Raw genomic sequence first — 20,801 nt, forward strand, 5'->3', positions numbered from 1 at the left:
AGTCTAAAGTCCAAAGAATAGGTATATTACAAATACAATAACCATTAACCAGATACCCCAACTTAACTCTTTTGTTTTTCCACTAGCTAAGCTTGCAATTGCGTATACAACGAATCCCCATGCAATACCTAATGAAATAGAGTATGTTAAAATCATCATAATAATGGTCATGAATACGGATGCTGCAACAACTAAACTGTCCCATTGAACTTCTTTCAATTGTACAATCATCAAAATACCGACAATAACCAATGCAGCACAAGTAACCGGAGAAGTGAATAACGCCAGTATCAATGGAGTAAAGAATATGGATAACAAGAATAAGATACCGGTGACAATAGCTGTTAAACCGGTTTTACCACCTAAACCTATACCGGTTGCACTTTCCACATATGCAGTAACTGTACTTGTACCGAATATTGCACCAATAATACCTGCAACAGCATCAGCTAAAAATGCATTTTCAATACCTACGGCCTGACCTTCTTCATCGATGAATCCGCATTGTCTACCTAATGCCATCAAGGTTCCTGTTGTATCGAAGAATGTAACAAATACGAGTGAGAACAGCATCATAATCAAGTTTGGAATATTAGTGAATAGCTGTCCAAATCCACGTGCAAATCCTCCGAATAAGGATAAATCAAAACTGGTAGTGATGAATTGCGCTGGAACAGCAGGCATCAACATGTCTCCTGCACCAAATCCAAGTGCGGTGAATATTACACCAATGATAGCGGTTACGACCAAACCGACAAATACTGCAGCAGGGAATTCCCTTACATATAAAATCAAGGTAATTACAATACCTATCAATGCAAGAAGTGCCGGAGCAGCCATAAGGTTACCCATGGTAACGAAAGTTGACGGATCAGCCACAATAATTCCTGCACCTTTCAATCCTAAGAATGCAAGGAAAAATCCGATAGCAGCACCGATACCGAGTTTTAAGTCAAGAGGGATGACATTTAAAATAGCTTCCCTTAAACCAGAAATAGTAATTATTAAAAATATTATGCTTGAAATGAATACTGCTGCAAGTGCAGTTTCCCAAGTGTTTCCCATTGTCAATATAATAGTATATGTAAACAATGCATTTAGTCCCATACCTGGAGCTAATCCGACTGGATATTTAGCAACTAGCCCCATAATTATACAAGCTATACCGGATGCAACTGCTGTTGCAAATAATACTCCGGCAGCAGGCATTCCACCATCAGCCAAGATAACTGGGTTTACCCCTAAAATGTAAGCCATAGCAAGGAATGTGGTGATACCTGCAATGATTTCAGTTTTGAAATCAGTTCCATTTTCCTTAAATTTGAAAAAATTGTCCAACATATAACACCTCATCAGAAAAACGTAAAATTCCGATATAAATATTTTTGTAAAATTAGTATTATAATATTATCGATAATTTTTCATGATTAATCATGAAATGAAAATATTATTATAACGAAAAAGTTAAAGTTTTAAAGCGTTGTTTGGACAGTCATGAATACATTTTAAACATAATATACATTCAGTTCCGTTTTCCCTTTTTCTGGAATTATTTAGCATATCAACATCCATCGGACAGTTTTTGATGCATTTTTTACATCCATTACAATTATCGTTATTAACCTTGACTCTTAAAAGTGAGAAGTAGCTTGTCAATTTAAAAAATACAGTTATTGGACAAACATATTTGCAGAATGCACGATTATCCTTTAAATGATATGCCAATGCAATCCCTACAATGTAATAGATGACATTTCCGATAAGGAACGTGTAAAATATTATTTCATCCAGATTATTCATTTTGAATATGAACAGTGAAACTACAAAACAAAAGATTGCTACAAACAGAATATATCTAAAGTAACCCCAGTTTTTTCTTTCATGGTTTGGAGTCTTGTAAGGCAGCAAATCCAATATCATTGCTGTCCAACATGCATATCCGCACCATCCCCTTCCAAAGATAAACGGTCCAGCAATTTTGGCAATCAAAAAGTGGATTACTGCAGCTTCAAAAACACCTAAAAAGAGATAATACCAAAAGCCCGAAAGTGACAGGCTTTCATGACCTAAAATGCTTACGTAAAACAGCAAATATGACCCGACAACAAGCATTATCAAATTACGACCATATTCATAACCATTACCTATCAAAAAAATGCCTATTGCAATTGCAGTCCCTATAAACAGAAAATTGAAAATGAAAAAGTCATTTCCGGTTATAAAATAAACCAGACCCGCAATCAAAATGAAAACTGATTCCATTATCAACGGCGCTTTGATGTTCATAATATCCTATTAAATTATTCTACCAAAGTCAAAAAGTCATAAATTATTTTTGCCGCAACGACAGCAGTAGGGTCCCCCAATTCATTGCTGGCAGTTTCCACAACATCAAGTCCAACAACATCCTTTCGGCATAGAGTTTCAAGGATTGTTTCAATATCATGTACAAATAATCCCCCAGGAGTTGGATTTCCAACATTCGGAGCGATAGCCGGATTGAAAACATCCATATCTATTGAAATATAAACAGGCCCCTCAATATTTGACAGATAATACTCGATTGCATCCATATGCCTGTGAACATCCCTATTTTTGAATGTTTGAATATTGTATGTTGATTTTATGAACTCCTCTTCATCAAGGGAAGATGACCTGATACCTATCTGTACAAGGTCCACACCCACTTCATGAGCCCTTCTCATTACGGTTGCATGTGAGTATTTCTCCCCAATGAATTCGAATGCAAGGTCACGGTGGGCATCCAAGTGAATTACGGTTAACTTTTCATATTTTTCACTTAATGCCTTAATGACACCTATTGAAGCTGAATGTTCGCCTCCAATTATAATCGGCTTTAGATTTAAAGTCAAAAGTTCATTAACTGTGTCTTCAACAATTCGGCATGTTTTCTGACAGTTTCCTGGAACTACATTAACATCGCCAAAATCATAAAAAGTAGCAGTTAAATCTTTATTAAAAACAGTATTGTATTTTTCAAAACCAAATGATGCTTCACGAACAACAACTGGTCCTAAACGTGATCCGGAATGATAAGAAGTAGTGCTGTCAAATGGAACTCCGATTATTCCATATGAATTTCCCTCAATGTTTTCACTTTCTTGTGAAAATGCAAATTTCCACGGTTCGTATGTATTTAAAAGCATAATTCTTAAAAAAGGAAAATAAGTAGAGAACTTAAGCAGATCCTCTAGTTCTCATTATTTTCATGTTTCCTAAAGCAACAATGTATTCTACTTCAATACCTTCAACGATGTCATCTTTCAAGTCATCAGGCATTGGTAAGTCAATGGTATCGTAGTTTTCCATATCCATTATTTGAACATTGCTACCTTGGATAGATATAACTTGTCCTAATCTTTTGTCGATGATTGGAATATCTACTTTGTTATCTACTGGTTTGACAAGGCTTCTTTTTTGGTTGTCGAATACTCCGACTGCTTCGATTCTTGCTTTTGCAGCTCCGTGTTTACCAGGAGATGAAGTAGTATAACTGATAATCTTACAAGCTTCTCCGCCTAAAACAATATATTTTCCTACTTTTAAAGTTTTAATCTCTACAACTTTTGTTGACATTAATTTTCCTCCATAAATTAAAAACCGGTTTTTATAATCTTATAATAAGGAATATTATTAGATTAATATAAATTATATTTTCTATTTTATATAAAGTATTCGTTTATTTTACAAAATTTAGAAAAATCAAACCAAACCGTTATTAATTGAATATAACCAAAGAGAAATTGCGGCAAGAAGCAGAATGACCAAAACCCAAGCAACTATAAAAACTTTCTTTGAATCGCTTTGGCCTTTAGTAATGTAATTTTCATTCTGCCTATCGCTGGATGCTTTTCTGTTGTTTTTATACTCCCCATCATTTCTCAAATAATTGTAGAATGCCTTGGCTATAAAATAATAAACTACAACAAACGCAATACCGATGAACGGGATTGATCCACCATTAAAAAAGACCACTACAATCGATGAGGTCAAAAGCATCAACAACATGAAAAGACATGCCGACAAGACTAGTGATAAATATTTATTGAAAATCATTAGGTACACCTAAATTAATTTTTGAATCTTATAATTAAAATATTTTATTAGATAGAAATGCCAAAATTAACAGTAAGTGATACAATGAAAATAGCTATTGTTAGTGGAAAAGATGAAGGTCCGACAAAATTAAATGCATTTGACAATGCCCTAAGCGATGCCGGGATTGGTGATGTCAATCTGATAAAGGTATCCAGCATGCTTGCAGGCGATGCAGAGGTTAATGAATTGCCTAAACTTAAAGCAGGCTCCATGGTTAACTGTGTTTTATCCGAAATCACATCCGATAACCCCGGAGATGTAATAACCGCAGTAATAGCAGTAGCTATTGGAAATGAGTTAGGTTGTGTAGTAGAGACAACCGGAATAAATAAAGAAGAATCGCAATTAATAAACGAAGCTCAAGATATGGTTAAATACATGATGGACAAACGCAATGTTGACATTGAAGATTTGATTATAGAATCATCTACAACAACAGTCAAAAATATCGCATCTGTTGTTGCATCAGTGGTTTATCTAAAAGACGAAATAGTAGAGGGATAAGATGGATGCTCAAGATAAAAAAATTGCAACTGATCTTTCTTATGAAATCATAAAGGAAGTAAGCCGCGCGATAAGACCCTATGTTGGAAAACCGGAATCCGGTGAAAAAGTAAAAATGGGGGCTGACGGAACTCCAACATCATTTATCGATGTTATTGCAGAAGAAAAAGTCATTAATATCTTAAAAAATGCGCCAGTTCTTTCATATATTGTAAGTGAAGAAATTGGAGAGTTAAAGCTTGGAAAAGGAACTAAAAAAAGCATTACATTAACACATGAACTAAGGCGCGACGATATAGAAGATGAGGACAGGCCAAGATTCATATTTTTAGTTGACCCTATTGACGGAACAAGCAATGCAGTTAAGGAAATCCCTGCATTCGGCATTTCAATAGCTGTTGCAAACGTTCCTGAAGGAAGGCTCGCTACACTGAACGATGTTGAATTAGGTTTTATCAGCAACTTTGCAAACGGTAACTTCTTTGAAGCTGAAAAGGGAAAAGGCTGTTGGCTAAACAATGAGGAAGTTTCCCCAAGCACAAACGTCAACATCAGCAACATGACACTTGGAGGATTTACAAAAAGCGGAACTTCAGCAGCTTCCCAATTGGTTGATAATGCAAGGAGAATGAGAGTGCTTGGAAGCGTAGTTTTGGAAATCTCCTATGTTGCAAGTGGAAGATACGATGCATTCATCGATTTGAGAGGAAGCAGAATACTCGACATCGCGGCATCAAAATTAATCCTTGAAGAAGCTGGAGGAATCATTACCGACAAGTATGGTGAAAAGCTAAACAGCAAATTAAGCATCCATGAAAGAACCATAGTCGTTGCTGCAAACAACAAAATCCTTCACAAACAGATGATTGATATCCTAAACGACAATCAAACTGATTTTATTGGAAAAGTTGGAATTGCAAGCAGGATTGATCAGGACCGCCCAATACTATTTTCAGCAAAGATAATCGATTATCTGCTTACAAACGGCAGAGAAGTCGTGATTGAAAAAAGACTCGCTAAAAAGATTGAAGAGATAAAGGCGAACCCGAAACGTGATAAGATTATTGAAAAAACCAAAAAGCAATACCCTGACATTGCACACCTGCTGGATGACATTAACTTTGAAATCGACTACAAGCAGATAAGTTGCGGAATTCTTGATTTTGACTGCGATATGGCAATTGTCCTGGGAGGAGACGGAACCCTTTTAAGGGCTCAGTCAAAACTCAAAGCAGAAACACCAATCTTTGGAATAAACATGGGAACTGTCGGATTTTTAACCGAAATTGAAGCAAAAGACACATTCAATGCCCTTGATGAGGTCTTGAATGGCGATTACTACAAAGAAAAAAGAACAAAACTTGTCGTATCCCACGAAAACAACCATTACTCTGCAATGAATGAAGTAGTAATCATGACTGAAAAGCCTGCAAAAATGCTTCACTTCCAAATCAAAGTAGATGGAGAAATTATTGAGGAAGTAAGGGCTGACGGTTTGATTGTTTCAACACCAAGCGGTTCAACAGCTTACGCAATGTCTGCCGGAGGACCTATTGTTGATCCTAAAGTAGGAGGATTCATCATAATCCCAATTTGTCCTTATAAGCTTGGTGCAAGACCGTTTATCGTGTCCGACAACAGTGAAATTACCGTGAAATTACTTAAAAAAGGTAAGAGTGCAGTGTTTGTAATGGACGGTCAGAGAAACGAAGAAGCGGAATATGAGGAAGAAATCAAGTTTAAAAAATCCCATAAAAACGTTTATCTGATTAGAACATCAACCAAATACTTCTACAAAAAAGTAAAAGAAAAACTAAGCGAAGGCGGAATTAACAAACGGTGCTAAAATGCATTACCTTGTAATCGATTTAACTCACGGCGGCGTGAAAATAGCGGTCAGCCTCGCTAAAAAAGGAAAAACCGTATCGGCATATGACATTTACAATACCCTAAAGCCGGCTGACCGTGAGATGATGGGAATTCATGACATAGACATTATTGGTTTAGATGACTTGGCAAACCTCAAAGGAGACATTACTGTCATTTGTCCAATCCACTGCCCATTGGATGAAGATGAAATAGTTAAATTCAATCCTGATTTAAACTACACTTTCAAAACCCATCATGAAGCCATTTCTGATATTTTAAGTGACTGGGGTAAAGACATTTTAAAAATTGAGGTTACCGGAGTAAAAGGCAAGACCAGCTGCGTTTTTATGCTTAAGGAAATTTTAATTGATGAAAATCCGCTGATTTTGTCAAGCCTCGGCGCCCGTTTATATGAAAATGATAAGGAGTTCATATTGAAAAAAGACATTTCAATTACTCCCGCCAACATAAAAGAGACAATTGATCTGGCTTATAAGATTGCAAATCCCATTTGTGAAATTGCTGATGGAACAGTTGAAAGTCCAAATCACCGAAAATACTCATCAGCCATTTTCGAAAGTTCACTGGGATGCTGCGGAATTGGTGATGTTGGCCTTCTGACAAACATTGTTGAGAATTATCCGATAGCTAAAAATAAAAGCACCGCTGCTGAGGCAAAAAAGCAAGTATTCAGGTGCCCTGTTGTAGTTTGCAATAAGGAAAGCCTTGACGAGCACTACTGCGATGTGACCCATCCTAAAGTTAATTCATTTTCGCTAAACGACGATGCTTCCAACCTGCATGTCAGAAATGTTAACTATTCTATCGATTTGACTGAAATTGAGATTGAATACCATGACGTTAAGACAATTTCAGGTGAAATTTTAAATGGAGAAATTACCGTTAAAACATTTGCGCCAGGCCCGCACCATGTCTTAAACGTATTGGGAGTCATCCTGACAGCATTATCCTTAAATATAAATCATGAAAAAATCATTAATGGATTGGCTAACTTTAAGGGAATTACTGGAAGAACCAACAAAAGAAGTAATGGCGATTTGACCATAATTGAAGAGATCAATCCTGGAATTAACACCGAAGCCATTAAGCAATCCATTGAGATGATAGAAAATATTGATGATTATTATATTTCAATCGGCGGCGATTATGGAATTACCTGTGAAGAAATTGATGAGGACAAAGTTTCAAATTATCTGGATGAAATTGACTGCAATATTATTCTTACAGGAGATGTGGGATATTCTATTTTAAATAAAATGTCTAAAAAAGTTCCATACATCAAAAATTACAACCAAGTATATGATATGGCTTTAAAAGATAATAAAAACCTTCTTTTTATTTATAGGTCCAATTACAGCAAAGTTTCACAAAGATAACTTTTTGTCAAAAAATTGAAACATTTAATAATAAACAGATATAAAGATTAACAATGTAAAGCTAGAATGTAATTTCTAGTAAGAATTAATTTTTCTTAGAAAGAAAAATTTGGAGATTTAAATAATGATTGTTGGAACCCGTGGAAGTCAATTGGCACTCGTTCAGACAAAACAGGTTTGCAGAGACTTATCAAAACTGACTGGCGAGACAATTGAAACAGAAATTATTAAAACTAAAGGAGATAAGATAACCACTTCCCAGCTTTACAATATGGATTCAAAAGGTCTTTTTACAAAGGAATTGGATATTGCACTGCTTGAAGAAGAAGTTGATTTTACCGTGCACAGTTTTAAAGATTTACCCAGCGAACTTGATGAAGATTTAGAAATCGTTGCCGTTCCAAAACGTGAATCTCCTAATGAAGTCCTTATATCAAATAAAACTTGGCAAGATTTAGGGCAGGGTTCCCGACTTGGAACCAGCAGTCTTAGAAGAGAAGCTTTCTGTAATCTCTATGAAAAAGACTTTGATTTACAACCGATTCGAGGAAATATTGAAACCAGAATTGACAAAGCCCTAAATAGTGATTTGGATGCTACAATAATGGCCGAAGCAGGGCTTAAAAGATTAGGCCTAACTGAATACATCAAAACTGTATTCCCTCTAGATTATATCACACCCCCTGCAGGTCAAGGAGCATTAGCCATTATCACCCGTAAAGATTATGATAAAAAGGACAGAATTGCAAAATTAAACCATTATATATCAATGCAGGAAGTACTTGCAGAAAAAAAAGTGCTTGAAGAGTTAGGCGTTGGTTGTCAATGGCCAATCGGAGCCATAGCACGAATGAACGATAATGAATTTAGTATATATTCAATCTTACTTACTAAAGAAGGAGAAATCCTTAAGAAACAAACTGAAAAGGGTTCTATTAAAAATGCCGTAGAGCTTGGTAGGCAAATTGGAAAACTTTTTGGTGAGTATGTTTAAACGGAGGAATTTAATTGAGAACTGTAAACGTAGGAGTAATTGGTGTAGGGGCAATGGGTGAAAACCATGTTCGTGTATACCACAAAATGGAAGAAGCTAACTTAATTGCTGTTTCAGATGTTAGTGAAAGAGCACTTAAAAAAATTGAGAAAAAATATGGTGCCAAAGGTTTTACGGAATATGATGATTTACTCAATGACCCAGATATAGAAGCTGTGAGTGTATGTGTACCAACCACATTCCACCATGACGTTGTAATGGAAGCAATCAAACATAAAAAACATGTTTTGGTTGAAAAGCCAATCGCATTTACATTGAATGAAGCTGAAGAAATGATTGCGGCTGCAAAAGAAGCTGGAGTTATCCTTGCAACAGGCCATGTGGAAAGATTTAACCCTGCAGTCCAAAAAGCTAAAGAGCTTATTGATGATGGAGTTATTGGAGATATTGTATCTGCTTTTGCAAAAAGAGTAGGTCCGCTTCCACCAAGAATAAAGGATGTTGGCGTTTCAATCGACCTTGCAATTCACGATTTAGATATTATGAACTACTTATTTGAAGAGGACATTACTCAAGTTTACGGTACAATGAACAGCAGTTTTGATGACAGCGAATTTGAAGATCATGCAGAAATAATGGTAAGCTTTGACAATGAATCAACCGGAATCATTGAAGTGAACTGGTTAACTCCATATAAGAGGAGAGAACTGGAACTTACCGGAACTGCTGGAATCATTTCAGTGGATTACATTCAGCAAAGCATTGAAGTCTACGGTAAATTCGCTCAAGATATCCAAATTAAACATGACGAACCATTAAAAGGAGAGTTAAAATCATTCCTTACTTCAGTTGTTGAAGAAAAAGAACCTGAAATAACTGGTGAAGATGGACTTAAAGCTCTTAAAATGGTTATTGCAGCTAATAAATCCTCTAAAGAACATAGACCAATTAGTTTAAATGAACTTGAATAGGTGAGATAAGTGAAAGAAAAATTAATCCAAAAGGCTCAAGAACTTAGACAACACGGTTTTACTACTGGTGAAATTGCAGATGAACTTAATGTAAGTATGGACACTGCAAGATGGTTGACCCTGCAAAAGGCAACTGAAGAAAAAACCGATGCTCCAACCGACTTTGCAATTAACTGGAAAAGCATTGGAGGAAATTCAGCACGTTTAAGATATGTTTCAAGTGCATTAAGCGACATGACATTGGCATATGGTGAAGCAGATGTCATTTGTGGAATTGCAGTCAGCGGCGTGCCGTTTGCAACCATGATGGCCGATGTACTAGAAGACATGACAGGTCTTGAAACTTCACTTGCCATTTTCCACCCAAACAAGCACAGAAAAGATAATGATGAAAGCGATGACGAAGGTACAATAAGTACCAATTTCGGAAGTGTTGAAGGCAAAAAAGTCGTTATTGTAGATGATGTCATTACCAGTGGAAAAACAGCTCGCGAAGTCATTCACACCGTTAAGGACTTAGGCGGAGAACCTCTCTGTGTTACCGTGCTAATCGATAAGGCAGGCCTTTCCGAAATTGAAGACATTCCTGTTGAATCTTTAATTAAAGTTAGTAGATTATAATCTACTAAAATTTTCTTATTTTATTTAAACCTTTTTAAAATGCACAAATATGTTTTTGCACACTTTAACCACTTTTATCAATTAAATAACCCATATTAATAGATATATTTAATGAAATGGGAAATTTAATAATAATTTTACTTCATTGAAAAAATTTATTAAATAATATAATCAAAGAAAAATATGTGAAGTAATAATTAAAAATTACTAAAAGGTGTAACTGATGTATACAATTGAAGAGATTAAAGAAAAAATCACCCCAATTGTCCGTGACTATGGCATTAATAGCATTAGCTTATTTGGATCTTATGCAAAAGGAACAGCTAATGAGAATAGTGATATTGATTTAGTTATGGATAAAGGTAAATTAACTGGTCTAATCGAATATGTTTCATTAGTTAATGCATTAGAAAAAGAATTTGATTGTCATGTTGATTTAATCTCAAAGGGAAGTTCAAATAAAAAATTTCTCATTTCAATAAGAAATGATGAGGTTTTATTATATGAACGAGAAAGACAAACAAATTATTGAAAACATCATTGATTTTTGCAATAGAATAAATGAATATGTATCATATTATGGAAATCTAAAAGAAGAATACCTTCAAAATCAATTATTGCAAGATGCATGTTCATTAATAATAATACAACTTGGAGAACAGGTTAATAAATTATCCAATGAATTTAAGGAAGACCATAAAGATATCCCTTGGAATGAAATTATTGGAATGAGAATTGTACACACCCACCACTATGAAAAGGTAATTGATGAAATCGTATGGGAAACAATACAAAATGATGTCCCGCACCTAAAAAGGTATTTAGAAAAAATATTAAAATAAAGCTAAATCAACCATCTGATTAATGTCTATTCCAAACTTATAAATTAATTTTTTAATTATGATTTGGGCATCTAGTGAAAAACTTAAATACTTTCGAACATAAAATATACACAAGGTGATAACATGGAAATTATAGACTGGAGCGAAAAAGACATTTTCATTACAATAAATGCATTTTCAATGTTTCATGGCGCAAAACCATTTAAAGCCGACACAATAATGAAATTGATTCATGACACAGGCAATACATATGATGATGAGGCAATAGCCTGTGAGATGAGATATTTCGGCCGAGTAGGGTTCGTTGCAAACAGTGTTCAAACCGTTGTTAAAGGATGCATGAGTGCGGGAAGAGTTTATGACAAAATCGAAGACGGATACTTTGCACAGGTCAAATTCATAACAAAAACCGAAGCGATTGCAAAAATATTAACAAAAGACGAGTATTTAAAAGAACTGGAAAATCCCGAAAGTGATGTCCATTATTTAAGTGATTAAAATGATTCTTGAAGATAATGAGATTGGCTTTGACATTGAAGTCCTGAAACCCCAAGTTCATGAAAATATGGCTGCAGTCCCATTAAAAAGTAAAATTTCATACAAACTGGATATATTAACATTGAAAAAAGGTCTGGAACTGGGGCTTGTTGAAGTTAAGGAATGTGAAAAGAGCACCGTCAACACAATCATGGTTACAAACAATGCCATTACACCGCTGATTTTAATCGATGGTGAGGAAATCCTTGGAGCCAAACAAAACCGTATTGTGAACAATACACTATTGATTGCCCCAAAGACAACCCAGGCAATTTCAGTTAGCTGCACGGAGCATGGCAGGTGGAAACATAAAAGTGAATTCAGACAATCCGAATATATTGCAAACTTCAAGACCCGCCGCGTGAAAGAATATGCCTCAAGAGGTCACGGCAATGCGCAAAAAGCAATATGGAATTCAATAAGCTGTCTTGAAGAGGAAAATTCGTTTAAATCACCGACAAGTGCAATGTCTGAAAGCTATGAAAACTTAAAAGTTGACCATAACAAATTTCTAAAGGCATTTGAAATAGTTGACGGGCAATGTGGTGTTTTAATAATTCAAAATGGCGAGATAAAAGGTTTTGAGATATTTTACAATCCACAAATCTATAAGGAATACCATGAAAAAGTCTTAAGAAGCTATCTGATTGACAACAAAATAAAAAACACAACATTTTCCATTAATGTTGATGAGATTGAAAGTTTTATGGATGATGCAAATTATTTGGCATTTGACAGGAAAGACAGTGAAGGCATGGAAGTCAAATTCGAATTTGAAAACGACAACGGTCTTGGAAGCCTTTATACATATGATGAGGAAATACTTCACTTTTCATACTTCAACAAAGCGGATGATGCCGCTCAAGATGACATAAATGAACAAATGCCTGTTGGATATGCGCTATAGACCAATATCCAACTCATCCATCATCATAGCTATTTTTTTATTCAAATAATCCATTTTTTGGTCAATATCTTTCTTATTTCCTTTTAAATCCCTGATTCGAATGAACTCGCCGTCATAGGTATCCACATATCTTGAAACTGACAGGTTAAAATCGTTTTTGGATAATTCATCTAAGCAAATAAGCTGTGAGAACTTATCGATTGTTTTTCTTTTTGTTAAAACATCAGTGACCTTATCCAAAGTCCTGTCGTCCAAAATCAGATTGCGCCTGAACAATCCTGGCACGATATTTTTAGGTCTTGTAAGTTTATAATCCTTTGAAAAGTCAATGAACAATACATCTTCACGATTTTTATTTTTTCTAAATACAATGATTACTTCAGGCCTGATTGCTCTGCTTAAATCTTCCGGAAGAGAAATGATCGTATCGATGTAGTTGTTTTCATGTGTTAAAAATTTCCTCAAGGTGGTCAGTGATTTCTTAAAGAGGAAATTCTGTGAAACTGAGATTGCCATAATTCCATCTTCCTTAAGCGAATTGATCATATTGATGACAAATAAGAATTCACTGTCAATTAATGATTCATATTCACCTTCAAATTGAATGACATTACTTTTCCCAGCGGCTTCAACCCTTTTTTCCAAAATGCTTAAGGCATTAAGCAGCTCTTCATCTTCACCAAATTCAGACAAATCAAAATCTGAAATCAACTGCTCTTTTATATCCTTCTTATTGGGATTCGGGGCTTCGAGGTTTTGTTTTGTATAAACATCTCTGGAGTATCTGTTTGGAATTTTTGATACTATTACATCAAATAGCCTGTCATCAAATGACATTGAATTGATTGCACTTTCATGTCTTAAAAATACCTCATTAAAGTCATATTCATAGATGAACGCCTTAATCAATGTGTAGAAATAATGCAGCTCATCTGATTCCTTACCGTATATTGGTGATGAAAATGCTTTTGAAACTCTTATCAGATTGGACCCGTCCCCCATAAATGGATCATATACACTTGTTGCAGAATCCCTCTCTGTAGTAATTATTCTTTCAAGAATCTGTGTGATGTATTCTGGAGTTTGCATCAGTCTAATTTGTCTTGAAGATGCGATTAGATCATAACATCTTTGAAACGTGAATTCTTTTTCTTCAATGTTTAGCTTGGAGACGTTTGATATAAAATTGCTGATAATCAATTCCTGTTCAGCATCGAAGCTCACATGATAAAACTTGGTTTGATTTTCAACAATCTCTATGATTTTATTGAAATATTCCTCACAGGGATTGTCTTTGCTGAATACAATCTTTTCTTTTAAATCAAGTAGAAATCCCGGATCAACCAAATCATCACTGAAAGCGTTTTTGATGAACTGGTCCATGTAGACATCATAGCTTTCAATGAAATAACCCAAATCATTTAAAGCCAATTCTCTAATGTATGATTTATCTTCCTCACTCCCGTAAATCATTTTTAAATCATCACCATTGGCACTTAATTGCTTTAGGAGATGATTTTTGAGTTTGTCAGATAGATATTTGTATAAGAATGCATACAGCATGAGATAATTAGTGTTAATTAAAGAATTTGAACGTCTACCCCTTCTAATTAGATAGTTAAGGATTTTTTCATTGTGGGATTTTGTTTTTATCATTTCGCATCCTCCCAAATCTTATTCAGTATGCCCTCTTTCAGGTTTCTGTCATAATCAACCAGTCTCAGGTCCTCGGCAATCTTTTCATTGATTGTGTCAAGCAGTTTTCCATATTTTACCTGGGCTTCATAATCGGGCACTATGAGTTCAAGCTCCTTGATTTCCTTTATGGAAGTGTGTGGTATTTTTTCTGTACTTCCAAGTTCATACAACTGTTTTTTGACATGGGCGTTTGTAAGCAAATGCGCGATAAATTCCGGATTGTGGCCTTTCTTTAGACGGATTATTGCAATCCTGTCGCTTACAACCAGATTCTCCTGGCTAACACAGACAACATCATAAGGATATGGCATTTTCATTAAAATGTCTCCTGTTCTGGTGAAATAATGCGGTTTTGGTTGTTTTAATCGGATATCTTCGAAATCATCCAATATCCCATCTTTCTTAATGGATCTTTGAACTATGACCTTATATGATTGTGATTCATCATCAACATATCTTCTGTATGAAAGACCTGACGATACATCAGCAATGTCCTTAAGCTTTACCTTGTCCATATTTTAGCCTCTGCTTTAATGTTTATATTTTAAAATATAAAAAATTAGGTTCCAAAAACCCTGTTTGGAACCATGTTTGCACCAACAGTTTTGGCCCAAAGGGCTATGTGGTGCGGCACCTGGTGGTATTCCTCAATGTAGGTGAAAAAGGTCAGCCTTTTCCACATCATATACATTGACTTGAATAATGATAATTGGTCGAAATAAGCATGTTTGCGGTTGTATGACTTTTGCCAGACTTGGTATTCCTGGCATCTCAAAAGATACTTGATTTGTCTTCTAAGCGAATCCATCTCACGATATTCCTCAGCAAGAGGAGGATCTGACAGATTGTAATAGTCATTTTGAAACTGCCGTATTTTCCTGTTCAGGAGCTGCTCCCTTGCATAGTAATCATTATCCCTGTGTTTTCTTGTTGAATTTCTTCTTCTCATGGCCTTGGTCCTGAAGGTTTATTGATATAAACCTCCAAAGTCATCCTCGAAATTGGTGTCCTGCGGGATTTCCTTTTTATCGATCTTTTCAGCAGCCACCCCGCCGATTACCCCAACGCTTTGAATGTTGGACTTCAAGACGGCAGTGGAAGTGATTCCAGGGCCTTGCGGCGAGAGCACGAAAAGGTCAAGGAAAGTGTCGTCTTCTGCAACAATGAATGCAGGTTCAATGCATTCTGCCGCCTTTGTCTGCACTTTGATTAGGATGTGCTTTGCATCGCACTCCCCTTCGATTCCAATTTCCCTTCTGATATTTTCATCCAAATCTTTGACTTTTTCAGACCAGTTTATTATCCCATCTCTGTTTTTTGCATCGTTCATATTTTATACCTCTATTGATTTATTGACGTTCACCTTAAAAGATAATACATGTGAACAATGGTGATATCTTTTTTAGAAATATACTTGATATTTCTATGTACCTTTTTGGTAAAAGTACACTTCCGTAGTTATACTATTATTGCAATAGTATATAAATGTATTGGTTTTTTGCATTATATTTTTTTCAAAAATGCAAATTATACCAATGTAATTAATAATTTAGTTTAGGTTATATATAAATGTTTGTATTTTTTAAAAAAGTGCAAGTATGAATTTGTGGAAAAACGGTTGTGTTGAAAATATGGAAAAATTATCATTTCAAATCCTTCAAAGACATTAAACAAATCCAGAATCCCCGATACTTTGCAATGTCGAATAAACAAAGACAGCAGTTAATATTTAGCTAGTTTTTAACTTAACCTCAAATATAATTTATCCTCTACTCCATTTAAACAAATCACAAAATAAAAACCTTATTTTCCAACAGCCAAGCATATGGTTTTAACCATCCCTAACGATTTAGACGATGTATGCAACAGGTGCGCCGATTTTCAATCATCACCGACAATCCTTTCCATACTCAAAAAATTATACAATGCCCCAACACAGCCTGCGGCATTTCTAAAAAAGCATCCCTCAATTATAGGCTCTTTAATGGACCTTAATTGATTATTTATAAAATAGTCATGCACTTCTTGGCTAATCTCATCTATTAATGCATCTTGAGATGATATGCCTCCTCCGATGCAAAATTTCTCAAGATCCAATATCGCCTGGATAGTGATAATTGCGCCGGATACCGCTTTTGCATAATCTTTCAATACACAAATGGCCATTTCATCACCGTTATGGTAATTTTCAAAGAACTCATGTGCATCATTAAGCATGAAATTTGCACCTTCTGATTTGGTATAACGGCTTAAAAGACTCTTATAACCAGCAATCTCAGATAACTTCCGGGAATTTTTCGGGTTTTCGAGATTGTCTATCATGCTTGAAAATTCCCCTGCACAGCCATTTATTCCGCGATACAGTTCCCCATTAATGATTATGCCTCCGGCTATTCCAGTACCCAATCCCATGACCGCCCCATTTTTTACATCCGATAGATTTCCTCCCCAAGATTCGGCCAAAGCACAGCACTTTCCATCGTTTTCAATCCACACTCTTTTAGAATATCTCTCTTCCAATATTGACTTTAAGGGCAAATCTTCTATCCAACCGAAGTTTTCTGCAATATGAACTATGCCTTTTTTGACATCAATGCTTCCAGGAAACGATAATGCAATACCATCTATTTGATTTAAGTTAGGTGAGATAATCTTATCAAGAGAATCAAAGAGTCCATATTGTGATTTGGTTTGGGATTTTATTTCTTTAATTTCGATTGTTTTAGCGCTTTCATCTGTCAATAAATATTTAATGGCGGTGCCGCCAACATCAATGGCCAAATATTTCATGTTTTTCACCATAATATTACTTATTGTTTGATGATGCTTATTTACGTTTTCAAATATCTCTTTATTAAAAATTGACAAGCAAAGCTTTCCATAAAACCAAAAATCAAAAAAATAGCTAGAAATCAGCAGATTTGCATAAAAAATGGTAAAAATGATTGGGGTTGGATAGCCAATCCCCATTTTTTAATCAATGAATGTTTTTAAATATTGGCGAAGCTCATCACCGTCTTCACTGGCCATTGCAAATTCGATAGATGTCTTAAGCCATTCTAAGCGATTTCCGATATCATAGGTTTTGCCTTCAAATGCCACCCCATAGATTGCATCCAGTTTCTGAAGTGCATCGGTAAGCTGGATTTCACCGCCGACACCCGCCTCAGTTTCTCTAATCTTGTCAAAAATATCTGGAGTCAGGACATAACGACCCATTATAGCCAGATTTGATGGTGCCTTATCTGCAGGAGGCTTTTCAACGAGTTTATCTATTTTATAGATATTATTTTCAACACTGCTTCCTTTAATAATACCATAACGTTCAATTTTATCTTGAGGAACAGCTTCCAGTGAAATTGCTGATTTCTGATACTTGTTGTAAACATCAATCAGTTGTTTTGTACATGGTGTTGGTCCTTTGGTAATTGAGTCTCCCAAAAGAACTGCGAATGGTTCACTTCCTATATGCTTTTCAGCACAGGCAATTGCATCGCCCAAACCATTCTGTTCCCTTTGTCTGACATAACAGATATCTGCAAGGCCAGTAATGTCCTGGACTATCTTTAAACGGTCACATTTATCTGCATTTTTTAAGGTTGCTTCCAGTTCCATTGAACGGTCGAAGTGATCTTCAATTGACCTTTTTCCTCTTCCGGTTACAATTAAAATATCATCAATTCCTGATGCTACCGCCTCTTCAACAACATATTGGATTGTAGGCTTGTCAAAAACGGGTAGCATTTCCTTTGGTTGTGATTTGGTTGCAGGCAAAAATCTTGTTCCGAAACCTGCTGCGGGTATTACTGCCTTCATAATATATCTCCATATAAAAATATGATATTAATACATTTTAAATATTGGTATAGGTGAAATTATTAATAGGATATCATCATTTTTATAATAAAAACTGAATAATGCAATACTTAATAAATCACTCTTTTAAAAGCCATTTGTCAAAATACTGCTCTTTTACATATGCAAAATTATATATGATTTCAAAATAAACCCTTTTAATTAATTTGAAGCCTAACTTTTCTAATTTTTCACCAAAATCTTCATCGCAGAACTTATGTCCTTCACCTAAAATCAAATCAACATCATTAATAATTCCCGATTCCATTAAATCACTGATAATCTTGTATTCAGAACCCTCCGTGTCGATTTTTAATACGATTTTGGAAGTGATATTATCCTCTTCAATGATTTCACATAATTGCGAACAGAATATGAATCAAAGGCAAAAACTTCCAATATATTATAATATCTATTTGTAGTTGCCAAATTGTTCCATTTTTATTTTTAAGCAATAGTTAATTTCATTTGGAGGATATGATAAAAATTCAATGCCATTCAAATAACATAATTGAAATAGATCTGTTTTATTTATCCTGTGAAATTTTCATTTGACTACATTCAAATACACAGTAAACTAAAACAACACAAAAAACATTGCAAAAAATAAAGAAAACTAATCAACTAACTTTTTACTACTTACTTTTTAGCATTTGAAGATAATATCTCATTTACAATATCATCAAATTTAAAAAATTCCCGAATTGTCTCACTCACATTTTCTTTAATATCTTCATATAAACCATATTTTTCAATATAAACTTTAAATGCTTCTTGAACCCTTCTGAAAAATTTTTCTTTAAGTTCATCATCAATTTGATTATACTTCATTTTAAATCTTGATACAAAAATAGCTTTTAAAACTTCTTTTTTATAATAATCATATAACTCTTTATCTTCAAAGAATATATCGAAAATTTTATAGGATATATCGATTACATCAAATAATCGATTATCATTTAAAGTCATTATTGAATCAGACCTTCTTCGGCGATTGTGCAGGTATTTATCAACTATAGATACTTTTTTTGCGGATGTTATTACTTTATAAAAAAAAGGATTATCCTCATGGATTAAATTTTCATTTGGAAATCTAATATTATTATCATCTAAAAATGATTTTAAGTAAATTTTATTCCATGGAGCATTAGAAATTTTAAATAAGTTAGTTTTATCCAAATCCCAATGATTAAATACTTGATTTGTAAATTTATCCATATATTTCATATCATAATATTTCTCAAACCCAAATTCTTGAGGTTCATTATAATAAACAATATTCTTAAATATCAACACATCCAGATTATCTTGTTCAATTTTTTTTATTAAAATCTCAAATGCATTGAAACTGAACCAATCATCGCCATCTAAAAAAGAAATATATTTGCCTTGAGCTACTTCCAACCCTCTGTTCCTTGAATAACCCGGCCCCTTGTTTGTATCATTTTTAAGTATTTTAATTCTTGAATCTTTTTGGGTAAAATATTCTAAAATTTCTAAAGAAGAATCGGTTGAATCATCATCTATGCAAATGATTTCAAAATCTTGATATGTTTGTTTTAACACACTATTAATGCAAACATGAAGATAATCCTCAACATTATATACCGGAATAATTACTGAAATCATAATTTCCCCTAATTTAGATAGTAATAGACTATAAAAAGTTAATTGCAAGTAAAATTTTATATAATATACTATTAATAGGTTTTGATTTGTATTTCAATAGAAATTTTTTTATTTATTCTTTAGAAATGATTTTCACAGTCAAAACAGATGTTATTAAACAGATTATAAATTCCACTCAATTTTTTTAATGTGGCAAAATATCACTACAAGAAATTTTACCTCATTAAAATGTGTGGACAATTTGAATTTCCAGCTTGAGATAAAAAACAGTACATAAGAAGAAGATTATTCATCTTCTTTCTTATCCTTTTTTACGATTTTCATTTTTTGTTCTTCTTCATCAACTTCCATAACAATTGGATCTTCTTCAATTGCACCAGGGTCTTTTTCAACACATTCATTGATTTTAGCTTGAATTGCCCCAATATCTTCAGTATCAATTAAATCAACTATTTCTAATTGATTTTGGAATCTTTCAATACCATCAAGTGGAACATTTTCAACGAATGGAATAGCACCTGTTGCACCTACAATTTTCTTTTTATCCGGATCTGCTCCATTTTCATATAATGCTTTAATGCTTTGACCGGTAATGTGTCCTTGTACTTCAGCACCAGTTACAATCAAAAAACGAATGTTTGGATTTGATATGATGTTTGCAACTACTTTTTCTATTCCTAAGTTTTCTGTTTTGCATGGTCCAGCAATTGCAGCCCCACTCAGCTCTGCTTCGATGTGAGAAGCAAGAGTTGTTACAGCTACTGGACTTTCAGGATCTCCTACAACATAGTCCCCACTAATTACCGGCCAACCATCTGCAGGAGCTTTCTTATCAGCCATCTTGATACCCTCCATTAA

The 20,801-nt window shown here is 34.5% G+C and carries 24 protein-coding genes; 10 read left to right on the forward strand and 14 right to left on the reverse strand.

Translation table 11 applies throughout. The features are described from left to right. Positions 1-3 precede the first annotated feature (3 nt). From IJI93_RS00280 to IJI93_RS00300, 5 genes are all read right to left on the reverse strand, one after another. Positions 4-1,341: an NCS2 family permease gene (locus tag IJI93_RS00280; RefSeq protein WP_292818193.1), complete on the reverse strand. Its 1,338-nt coding sequence runs from the start codon at positions 1,339-1,341 to the stop codon at positions 4-6. Positions 1,342-1,464: 123 nt separating this feature from the next. Further along, complete coding sequence (locus IJI93_RS00285; protein ID WP_292818196.1) at positions 1,465-2,286, reverse strand: 4Fe-4S binding protein; 822 nt, start codon at positions 2,284-2,286, stop codon at positions 1,465-1,467. A 14-nt stretch (positions 2,287-2,300) separates the two neighbouring features. Beyond that, on the reverse strand, positions 2,301-3,167 hold the full coding sequence (gene speB, locus IJI93_RS00290; RefSeq protein WP_292818199.1) for an agmatinase: 867 nt from the start codon (positions 3,165-3,167) through the stop codon (positions 2,301-2,303). Positions 3,168-3,198: 31 nt separating this feature from the next. After that, positions 3,199-3,597 (reverse strand): translation initiation factor IF-5A, encoded by a 399-nt coding sequence (locus IJI93_RS00295; protein WP_292818201.1) that lies wholly within the window; start codon positions 3,595-3,597, stop codon positions 3,199-3,201. A 126-nt stretch (positions 3,598-3,723) separates the two neighbouring features. Continuing rightward, positions 3,724-4,077, reverse strand: a complete 354-nt coding sequence (locus IJI93_RS00300) for a hypothetical protein (RefSeq protein WP_292818204.1) — start codon at positions 4,075-4,077, stop codon at positions 3,724-3,726. An 84-nt stretch (positions 4,078-4,161) separates the two neighbouring features. Here IJI93_RS00300 and IJI93_RS00305 point away from each other — a divergent pair, with 84 nt between their 5' ends. The 10 genes from IJI93_RS00305 to IJI93_RS00350 all read left to right on the forward strand — a co-directional run bounded on the left by IJI93_RS00305 (position 4,162) and on the right by IJI93_RS00350 (position 12,761). Further along, complete coding sequence (locus IJI93_RS00305) at positions 4,162-4,623, forward strand: pyruvoyl-dependent arginine decarboxylase (protein WP_292818295.1); 462 nt, start codon at positions 4,162-4,164, stop codon at positions 4,621-4,623. Between the two features lies 1 nt (position 4,624). After that, a complete protein-coding gene (locus IJI93_RS00310) occupies positions 4,625-6,469 on the forward strand; it encodes a bifunctional NADP phosphatase/NAD kinase (RefSeq protein WP_292818207.1) in 1,845 nt (614 codons plus the stop codon). 1 nt (position 6,470) lies between these two features. Then, positions 6,471-7,889, forward strand: coding sequence for a coenzyme F430 synthase (gene cfbE / locus IJI93_RS00315; protein ID WP_292818210.1), 1,419 nt, complete (start codon positions 6,471-6,473; stop codon positions 7,887-7,889). A 124-nt stretch (positions 7,890-8,013) separates the two neighbouring features. Beyond that, the gene (gene hemC, locus IJI93_RS00320) at positions 8,014-8,883 is read left to right on the forward strand and encodes a hydroxymethylbilane synthase (RefSeq protein WP_292818213.1); all 870 of its coding nucleotides are present in this window, start codon (positions 8,014-8,016) and stop codon (positions 8,881-8,883) included. Between the two features lie 14 nt (positions 8,884-8,897). Next, on the forward strand, positions 8,898-9,854 hold the full coding sequence (locus IJI93_RS00325; protein WP_292818215.1) for a Gfo/Idh/MocA family protein: 957 nt from the start codon (positions 8,898-8,900) through the stop codon (positions 9,852-9,854). A 9-nt stretch (positions 9,855-9,863) separates the two neighbouring features. Then, the gene (locus IJI93_RS00330; RefSeq protein ID WP_292818217.1) at positions 9,864-10,475 is read left to right on the forward strand and encodes an orotate phosphoribosyltransferase-like protein; all 612 of its coding nucleotides are present in this window, start codon (positions 9,864-9,866) and stop codon (positions 10,473-10,475) included. Between the two features lie 223 nt (positions 10,476-10,698). Further along, positions 10,699-11,007: a nucleotidyltransferase family protein gene (locus IJI93_RS00335; RefSeq protein WP_292818220.1), complete on the forward strand. Its 309-nt coding sequence runs from the start codon at positions 10,699-10,701 to the stop codon at positions 11,005-11,007. Then, entirely contained in the window at positions 10,979-11,317 is a 339-nt protein-coding gene (locus tag IJI93_RS00340; RefSeq protein ID WP_292818223.1) for a DUF86 domain-containing protein, read from the forward strand. The genes IJI93_RS00335 and IJI93_RS00340 overlap by 29 nt, the downstream gene beginning before the upstream one ends. Before the next feature lie 123 nt (positions 11,318-11,440). After that, entirely contained in the window at positions 11,441-11,815 is a 375-nt protein-coding gene (locus IJI93_RS00345) for a hypothetical protein (RefSeq protein ID WP_292818226.1), read from the forward strand. A gap of 1 nt (position 11,816) precedes the next feature. Continuing rightward, positions 11,817-12,761 (forward strand): ARPP-1 family domain-containing protein, encoded by a 945-nt coding sequence (locus IJI93_RS00350; RefSeq protein WP_292818229.1) that lies wholly within the window; start codon positions 11,817-11,819, stop codon positions 12,759-12,761. Here IJI93_RS00350 and IJI93_RS00355 read toward each other — a convergent pair. The 9 genes from IJI93_RS00355 to mtrA all read right to left on the reverse strand — a co-directional run bounded on the left by IJI93_RS00355 (position 12,756) and on the right by mtrA (position 20,783). Further along, positions 12,756-14,417: an N-6 DNA methylase gene (locus IJI93_RS00355; RefSeq protein WP_292818232.1), complete on the reverse strand. Its 1,662-nt coding sequence runs from the start codon at positions 14,415-14,417 to the stop codon at positions 12,756-12,758. The genes IJI93_RS00350 and IJI93_RS00355 overlap by 6 nt on opposite strands. After that, positions 14,414-14,974 (reverse strand): restriction endonuclease subunit S, encoded by a 561-nt coding sequence (locus tag IJI93_RS00360; protein WP_292818235.1) that lies wholly within the window; start codon positions 14,972-14,974, stop codon positions 14,414-14,416. Before IJI93_RS00360 ends, IJI93_RS00355 begins: the two co-directional genes overlap by 4 nt. 44 nt (positions 14,975-15,018) lie before the next feature. After that, positions 15,019-15,267 (reverse strand): hypothetical protein, encoded by a 249-nt coding sequence (locus tag IJI93_RS00365; RefSeq protein WP_292818238.1) that lies wholly within the window; start codon positions 15,265-15,267, stop codon positions 15,019-15,021. A 159-nt stretch (positions 15,268-15,426) separates the two neighbouring features. Continuing rightward, entirely contained in the window at positions 15,427-15,789 is a 363-nt protein-coding gene (locus tag IJI93_RS00370) for a hypothetical protein (protein WP_292818241.1), read from the reverse strand. 551 nt (positions 15,790-16,340) lie between these two features. Then, positions 16,341-17,249 (reverse strand): ROK family protein, encoded by a 909-nt coding sequence (locus IJI93_RS00375; RefSeq protein WP_292818243.1) that lies wholly within the window; start codon positions 17,247-17,249, stop codon positions 16,341-16,343. A gap of 183 nt (positions 17,250-17,432) precedes the next feature. Then, complete coding sequence (gene galU, locus IJI93_RS00380) at positions 17,433-18,275, reverse strand: UTP--glucose-1-phosphate uridylyltransferase GalU (protein WP_292818246.1); 843 nt, start codon at positions 18,273-18,275, stop codon at positions 17,433-17,435. A gap of 118 nt (positions 18,276-18,393) precedes the next feature. Continuing rightward, positions 18,394-18,582 (reverse strand): hypothetical protein, encoded by a 189-nt coding sequence (locus tag IJI93_RS00385; protein WP_292818249.1) that lies wholly within the window; start codon positions 18,580-18,582, stop codon positions 18,394-18,396. A gap of 371 nt (positions 18,583-18,953) precedes the next feature. Next, on the reverse strand, positions 18,954-19,943 hold the full coding sequence (locus IJI93_RS00390; protein WP_292818252.1) for a glycosyltransferase family 2 protein: 990 nt from the start codon (positions 19,941-19,943) through the stop codon (positions 18,954-18,956). Between the two features lie 285 nt (positions 19,944-20,228). Continuing rightward, positions 20,229-20,783, reverse strand: coding sequence for a tetrahydromethanopterin S-methyltransferase subunit A (gene mtrA / locus IJI93_RS00395; RefSeq protein ID WP_292818254.1), 555 nt, complete (start codon positions 20,781-20,783; stop codon positions 20,229-20,231). Positions 20,784-20,801: the final 18 nt, after the last annotated feature.

This window comes from Methanobrevibacter sp., assembly GCF_017431965.1.
Classification (GTDB): Archaea; Methanobacteriota; Methanobacteria; order Methanobacteriales; family Methanobacteriaceae; genus Methanocatella.

Coding starts and splice junctions, on each gene's coding strand:
- IJI93_RS00345 (WP_292818226.1), top strand. CDS start 11,441: ATGGAAATTATAGACTGGAGCGAAAAAGACATTTTCATTACAATAAAT.
- IJI93_RS00375 (WP_292818243.1), bottom strand. CDS start 17,249: ATGAAATATTTGGCCATTGATGTTGGCGGCACCGCCATTAAATATTTA.
- speB (WP_292818199.1), bottom strand. CDS start 3,167: ATGCTTTTAAATACATACGAACCGTGGAAATTTGCATTTTCACAAGAA.
- IJI93_RS00350 (WP_292818229.1), top strand. CDS start 11,817: ATGATTCTTGAAGATAATGAGATTGGCTTTGACATTGAAGTCCTGAAA.
- IJI93_RS00365 (WP_292818238.1), bottom strand. CDS start 15,267: ATGGATTCGCTTAGAAGACAAATCAAGTATCTTTTGAGATGCCAGGAA.
- IJI93_RS00360 (WP_292818235.1), bottom strand. CDS start 14,974: ATGGACAAGGTAAAGCTTAAGGACATTGCTGATGTATCGTCAGGTCTT.
- IJI93_RS00370 (WP_292818241.1), bottom strand. CDS start 15,789: ATGAACGATGCAAAAAACAGAGATGGGATAATAAACTGGTCTGAAAAA.
- IJI93_RS00305 (WP_292818295.1), top strand. CDS start 4,162: ATGAAAATAGCTATTGTTAGTGGAAAAGATGAAGGTCCGACAAAATTA.
- IJI93_RS00280 (WP_292818193.1), bottom strand. CDS start 1,341: ATGTTGGACAATTTTTTCAAATTTAAGGAAAATGGAACTGATTTCAAA.
- galU (WP_292818246.1), bottom strand. CDS start 18,275: ATGAAGGCAGTAATACCCGCAGCAGGTTTCGGAACAAGATTTTTGCCT.
- IJI93_RS00355 (WP_292818232.1), bottom strand. CDS start 14,417: ATGATAAAAACAAAATCCCACAATGAAAAAATCCTTAACTATCTAATT.
- IJI93_RS00295 (WP_292818201.1), bottom strand. CDS start 3,597: ATGTCAACAAAAGTTGTAGAGATTAAAACTTTAAAAGTAGGAAAATAT.
- IJI93_RS00390 (WP_292818252.1), bottom strand. CDS start 19,943: ATGATTTCAGTAATTATTCCGGTATATAATGTTGAGGATTATCTTCAT.
- IJI93_RS00285 (WP_292818196.1), bottom strand. CDS start 2,286: ATGAACATCAAAGCGCCGTTGATAATGGAATCAGTTTTCATTTTGATT.
- IJI93_RS00385 (WP_292818249.1), bottom strand. CDS start 18,582: ATGGAATCGGGAATTATTAATGATGTTGATTTGATTTTAGGTGAAGGA.
- mtrA (WP_292818254.1), bottom strand. CDS start 20,783: ATGGCTGATAAGAAAGCTCCTGCAGATGGTTGGCCGGTAATTAGTGGG.
- IJI93_RS00300 (WP_292818204.1), bottom strand. CDS start 4,077: ATGATTTTCAATAAATATTTATCACTAGTCTTGTCGGCATGTCTTTTC.
- cfbE (WP_292818210.1), top strand. CDS start 6,471: ATGCATTACCTTGTAATCGATTTAACTCACGGCGGCGTGAAAATAGCG.
- IJI93_RS00310 (WP_292818207.1), top strand. CDS start 4,625: ATGGATGCTCAAGATAAAAAAATTGCAACTGATCTTTCTTATGAAATC.
- IJI93_RS00340 (WP_292818223.1), top strand. CDS start 10,979: ATGAACGAGAAAGACAAACAAATTATTGAAAACATCATTGATTTTTGC.
- hemC (WP_292818213.1), top strand. CDS start 8,014: ATGATTGTTGGAACCCGTGGAAGTCAATTGGCACTCGTTCAGACAAAA.
- IJI93_RS00335 (WP_292818220.1), top strand. CDS start 10,699: ATGTATACAATTGAAGAGATTAAAGAAAAAATCACCCCAATTGTCCGT.